Origin of the sequence: Sphingomonas sp. (assembly GCF_048594985.1) — a bacterium.
Taxonomy (GTDB): Bacteria; Pseudomonadota; Alphaproteobacteria; order Sphingomonadales; family Sphingomonadaceae; genus Sphingomonas_I.
The window spans coordinates 1-5583 of record NZ_JBMDXG010000151.1 but is presented as its reverse complement, the minus strand read 5'-3'; the positions used below and the strand labels follow the sequence as shown (position 1 = coordinate 5583).

General features: G+C 67.0%; 5 protein-coding genes. 4 read left to right on the top strand and 1 reads right to left on the bottom strand.

Annotation, left to right across the window (positions count from 1 at the left end; genetic code table 11):
• Positions 1-552, top strand: a 552-nt coding sequence (locus ACOJSF_RS05805; protein WP_420141278.1) for an SPOR domain-containing protein, incomplete at its 5' end; no start/stop codon positions are given.
• Here ACOJSF_RS05805 and serB read toward each other — a convergent pair.
• A complete protein-coding gene (serB, locus tag ACOJSF_RS05800) occupies positions 549-1430 on the bottom strand; it encodes a phosphoserine phosphatase SerB (RefSeq protein ID WP_420141277.1) in 882 nt (293 codons plus the stop codon). The genes ACOJSF_RS05805 and serB overlap by 4 nt on opposite strands.
• On the opposite strand from serB, the gene miaA reads away from it, so the two are divergent.
• The 3 genes from miaA to ACOJSF_RS05785 all read left to right on the top strand — a co-directional run.
• Positions 1423-2289: a tRNA (adenosine(37)-N6)-dimethylallyltransferase MiaA gene (gene miaA / locus ACOJSF_RS05795; protein WP_420141276.1), complete on the top strand. Its 867-nt coding sequence runs from the start codon at positions 1423-1425 to the stop codon at positions 2287-2289. The genes serB and miaA overlap by 8 nt on opposite strands.
• A 145-nt stretch (positions 2290-2434) precedes the next feature.
• A complete protein-coding gene (locus ACOJSF_RS05790) occupies positions 2435-4267 on the top strand; it encodes a collagen-binding domain-containing protein (RefSeq protein WP_420141275.1) in 1833 nt (610 codons plus the stop codon).
• A 188-nt stretch (positions 4268-4455) separates the two neighbouring features.
• Positions 4456-5583: thiamine pyrophosphate-binding protein (locus ACOJSF_RS05785; protein WP_420141274.1), on the top strand; the 1128-nt coding region annotated here is incomplete at its 3' end.

Sequence of the window (5583 nt, the reverse complement as noted above, 5' to 3'; positions counted from 1 at the left end):
GCGGGGGGGGGGGGGGTTGCGCGCGCTTTCTATCTGCTCGCCACCGCACACTCCACCGGCGACTTTGTCGCGCGCGACTGGCCGCTGGCTTACGCGCAGACCGCGCGCGCGGCCGAGGGGGGGGTCGCGGCGGCACGCAAGAATCTCGAGGTGATGGGCCGCTACCTTCTCCCGGGCGACCGCACCAAGGCCGACCAGATCCTGGAGACGCTGCCGCCGCTGCGGCGTGCCTCCACCATTGCGCCAATTCAGCCCACCGCGCCCGCTCCGCCGCCGCGTCAGACGGCCCCAGTCGCCCCGCCGCCGCCCACCAGGCCCGCCGGCCTCTGGAAGGCGCAGGTCGGCGCCTACGGCTCTGCCGATGCGGCGCGCGCGGGATGGCGGACGCTCGAACGGCGGGTGAGGCGGCTCGGCACGCTCGACCAGCAGGTCGTGCCTGCCGGCCGGGTCGTTCGCTTGCAGGCGGGTGGCCTCGCGAGCCGCGCCGATGCCGAAGCGCTCTGCCGCGAAGTCCGCCGCGCCGGCGGCGGCTGTTTCCCGATCGCGCCTTAGTCGACCCACTCCGCGCGGGGGTAACCCTGCGCATAGAGCAGGACCGTCAGATCGCCGTGCTCGATCCGCGCGGCGGCGGCGGCGGCGGTCCTGGGCTTGGCGTGATAGGCGACGCCGAGGCCTGCTTCCTCGATCATCGGAATATCGTTGGCGCCGTCGCCGACCGCCAGCGTTTCGGCGGGTTCGAGCCCCAGCGCGTCGCGTTCCGCGATCAGGGTTTCGCGCTTCGTGGCCGAGTCGACGATCGGTCGCGCGACACGCCCGTCGAGCGCGCCGTCGGCGATGCCCAGCCGGTTCGAGAGCGCGCGGTCGAAGCCGATCGCGTCGGCCACCCGGTCGGCGAAGACGGTGAAGCCGCCCGAGACCAGCACGGTTCGCGCGCCATTCGCCCTCATTGTCCGGATCAGCGTGCGCGCACCGGGCATGAGCTTTACGCGCTCGGTGTGGCAGCGTTCGATCGCGGCCTCGTCCAACCCCTTCAGCAAGGCGACGCGCGCATCGAGCGCCGCCTCGAAGTCGAGCTCGCCGCGCATTGCGCGCTCGGTCACTTCGGCGATCTGCGGCTTGATGCCGGCATAGTCGGCGAGTTCGTCGATGCACTCGATCGTGATCATGGTCGAATCCATGTCCGCCACCAGCAGCCGCTTGCGTCGGTGCGCGCGCGGCTGGACCATGACGTCCACGCCCGGGAGCAACCCTTCCAGCGTGGCGCGCGCCGCAGCCCGGTCGATCCGCCCAAACGGCAGGTCGGCGGCCTCGCCCTCGTCGATCCACGCGGCCGGCTCGACCAGCGCGCCGGCGCCTGCGAGCGCGGCGCGCGCCTGCTCAAGATCGGCGCGCGTCAGTCCATTCGCTGTTATCAGGGTCGCAATGTCCACGCCTGTTCCCTCATCCCGTCCGCGGCTGGCGCTCATCGCAGGGCCGACTGCCAGCGGCAAGTCGGCGCGCGCGATCGAACTGGCTGAACGTGAGAACGGCACGATCATCAATGCCGACGCCAGTCAGGTCTATCGCGACCTGCGCATCCTGACGGCGCGGCCTAGTGTCCAGGATGAGGCGCGCGTGCCACATCGGCTGTATGGCTATCGCGACGGGGCGGGGGCGTGCTCGGCGGCGGATTGGGCGGCGGACGCCCGCGCAGCGATCGATGCGGTCGTGGCGGAAGGGCGGCTGCCGATCCTGGTGGGCGGGACCGGACTTTATATCCGCACCCTGCTGGACGGGATCGCGCCGGTCCCAATGGTCGATCCGGCGGTGCGCGATGCGGTGCGCGCGCTCCCGGCTGGCGCGGCGCACGACGCCCTGGTGCGCGAGGATCCCGCTTCGGCTGCCGCGCTTCACCCGAACGACGCGGCACGCGCGCAACGCGCGCTGGAGGTCGTTCGCTCGACCGGCCGATCGATCCGGTCATGGCGGGCGGACCGGTCCGGTGGGATCCGAAACATCTTTTCGATCGAATGCATCGTGGTCGATCCTCCGCGCAGGCTTCTGTACGAGCGTTGCGACGCGCGTGTTGCTCAAATGATCGACGACGGAGCGGTTGAGGAGGTCGAGGTTCTCCGCATGCGCGGTCTTTCAGAAGACTTGCCGGTGATGAAGGCGATCGGGGTTTTGCCGATCATCGACTATATCAGCGGGGCGCGGGAGCTCGATTCTACTATTTCTATTATTCGTCAGGCCACGCGAAATTATGCAAAGCGGCAAACGACCTGGTTTCGCCACCAGATGTCAGCTTGAAACGATATTCGTAGTTAACGTCGTTATTTGTTATTGTAACCGAAACGAAGATGATCTAACCGGCCCGCAGTTCTGTATCGTGTAAGCGCATTGTTTGCGTAGCGTAGGGGTGTAAGCGTTGGGTAAATCGAAATTTGCGCCCGCCGTGGCGGCGGCTGCGCTCGCCTGTGCCTTGCTGCCGACGGCGGCTTCCTCGGCCTCCCGTCTGGTGACCAACAAGTCGGCGGCGCAGGGCCTCAAATATATGAGCCAGCTCAACGTCATCGTCTTCCAGGACATGACGGCGAACCACGACGTCGAGGGCAAGACCTGGGTCGGCGGCAACCTTTCGGGCAGCTCGTTTACCGCCGGCATCGGCAACGCGACGCAGGGCGCCAAGAGCGGCCATCAGTACACGCTCACCGTCGGCGGCAACAACACGGTCGGGGTGGTCAACCTCAACAACGGCGCGAACGGCAAGTCCGGGAACGTTGCCAGCAATTACGGCATGATCGTCGGCGGCAACAGCAACGCCTTCAACCTCAACGCCGATGGAGCGACCGTGCGGATCGGCGGCAATGCCGATTTCGACCTCAAGCTGCAGAACAGCAAGCAGTCGGCCGCCTCGGGGAACGTGTCGGTATCGGGCTTCGTCCGCTCGATCACCGCCACCGGCGACGGAGCGACGGTCCATGTCGGCAGCGTCAAGGGCGGCAAGATCCAGGTCGGCAACAATGCCAAGGTTGCGGTTGGCAGCGGCGACGTCGCGGGGGACGTGACGGCGGGCAAGGGATCGACCGTCCTGATCAATGGCGGCATCAGCAACAATGGCAAGCTGCAGGTCGGCGACGGCTCCTCCGTCCTGATCCGCGACAGCGTGGCGTCGGAAGTGACGCTGGGCGGGGGCAGCAATGCCCGCATCGGCGGATCGATCAACGGCAACACGACGCTCCGTTCGGGCTCGGCCGATCAGAAGACGGTGCTGGCGGTTGGCGGCAGCACCCGTGGGATCAACGGGTCGAACCACAATGTGGTGACGGTTGGCGGGGACGTGAACGGCAATGCGTCGGTCGGCACGGACTCGCAGCTCAACGTGCGCGGCCGGCTGACTTCCGACCTCTCGGTTAACGGCAACAACAAGACCGTCGTCCGGCTAGGCAGCTATGGCGGGAACTCGAACGCGCTGAACAATGGCGCCACCGCCTATGTCAGCACTAACGGCCAGAACAAGCCGGGCTGGTTCTTCTCCGAGAACAACCCCAAGCCGGCCGCGCCGGCGGCGATCGGCGCCGGCGAGCTGCCGACTGCCCCGGCCGCGCCCAATGTGGCCAGCCAGACCGCAAGCATGCTCACCAGCCTGCGCGACCTGTCGACCCATCTGCAGACGCTCAGCACGAACAGCGCGAACGCGGTCAAGTCTACGCTTGTGACGGGTTCGACCCGCGACTGGCTGTTCGATGTTGGCTCGGCGACCGACGGCTATGCGGTGTTCAATGTCACGGCCAGCGACCTGCTCGACCGGCAGGGCGGGGCGGCGGGCGCGGTGCGCAACATCGGGTTCAACGTCAACGGCGCCACCGCGCTACCGATCGTGATCAACATCACCGGGCTGGGCGACGCGACCTGGAACTGGGATCTCGGCGCGGGCAGCGGCTACGGCTCGTCGCTCAATCAGCAGGTGATCTGGAACTTCGCCGACGCGACCGGCACGATCAACTTCAAGACGATGGTGCACGGATCGGTCCTCGCGCTCGGCGCCACCGTTACCAACACCACGCCGATCGAGGGATCGCTGGTCGCCAAGATCTTCAATCAGGGCGGCGAGGTTCACCTCGGCACGTATAATGGCGATGTTCGCATCGCGCAGACGATCGAGCAGGGAAGCGGCGCGGTTCCCGAGCCCGCGAGCTGGGCGACGATGCTTGCCGGCTTCGGCATCATCGGCGGCTCGATCCGTCGCCGCCGCTGGACCGAGCGGCTGGAGGCGCAGAACGCCTGAGCGTTCTCGCAGAGACCGTCTTCGGAAGGCCGTCCCCACGGGGGCGGCCTTTCTTTTTGTCTCGTGATCATGGCTGGACGCACCAAGATATCGAAAGAGGCCAGAATGAAGCAATAATATTACGATTTAGGCATTGACGTCTGCAATTTCGTTCGCTACTCGGCCGCCTTCCCAGCAAGAGCGGTACCATGAGTCAGGAACGAACCGGCGCGGACATTCTTATCGAAACGCTGCGCGATCTCGGCGTCGAGGTCGTGTTCGGCTATCCGGGCGGCGCGGTGCTTCCGGTCTATGACGCGCTGTTCAAGCAGGCGGATGCGCTGGGCGACAAGGCGATCCAGCACATCCTCGTCCGCCAGGAGGGCGGCGCGGCGCACGCGGCGGAGGGTTATGCCCGCTCGACCGGCAAGTGCGGTGTCGTGCTGGTGACGTCGGGCCCGGGCGCGACCAACGCCGTCACCGGGATCACCGACGCGCTGCTCGATTCGATCCCGATGCTGGTCATCACCGGGCAGGTGCCGACCGCGCTGATCGGGTCCGACGCATTTCAGGAAGCCGACACGGTCGGCATCACGCGCCACTGCACCAAGCAGAATTATCTGGTGAAGGATCCAGCGGAACTGGAAGCGACGATCCGTGAGGCGTTCGCGATTGCGACCACCGGGCGTCCCGGTCCGGTGCTGATCGATCTGCCCAAGGATGTGCAGGTCGCCGCCGCGCGTTCGAAGCCGTCGCGCCCGGGCCACAGCTATTCACCGCAGATCGAGCCCGATGCCGCGCTGATCGAAGCAGCGGTCGAGATGATCGCGGCGGCGGAACGCCCCGTCTTCTACACGGGCGGCGGGATCATCAATTCAGGCCCGGCCGCCACCGCCGCGCTGCGCGAGCTCGCGGCGCTGACCGGCGCGCCCGTCACGTCGACCCTGATGGGGCTGGGCGCGATTCCGGCATCGTCGTCGCAATGGCTCGGCATGCTCGGCATGCACGGCACGTACGAAGCCAATCATGCGATGAACCAGGCCGACCTGATCGTCGCGCTGGGCGCGCGTTTCGACGATCGCGTGACCGGACGGCTGGACGCGTTCGCGCCCCACGCGCGCAAGATCCACGTCGATATCGATCGGTCGTCGATCAACAAGATCGTGACGGCCGAACTCGGCATCGTCGCCGATTGCGGTCGCGCGATCGAGGCGATGGTCGCCCTGTGGAAGGAACGCGGCCATGCGCCGCAGGACCTCGCCAACTGGTATGGGCGGATCGAGGGATGGCGGGCGATGCGCTGCCTCGACTTCCCGGACTCCAGCCGGGAGATCATG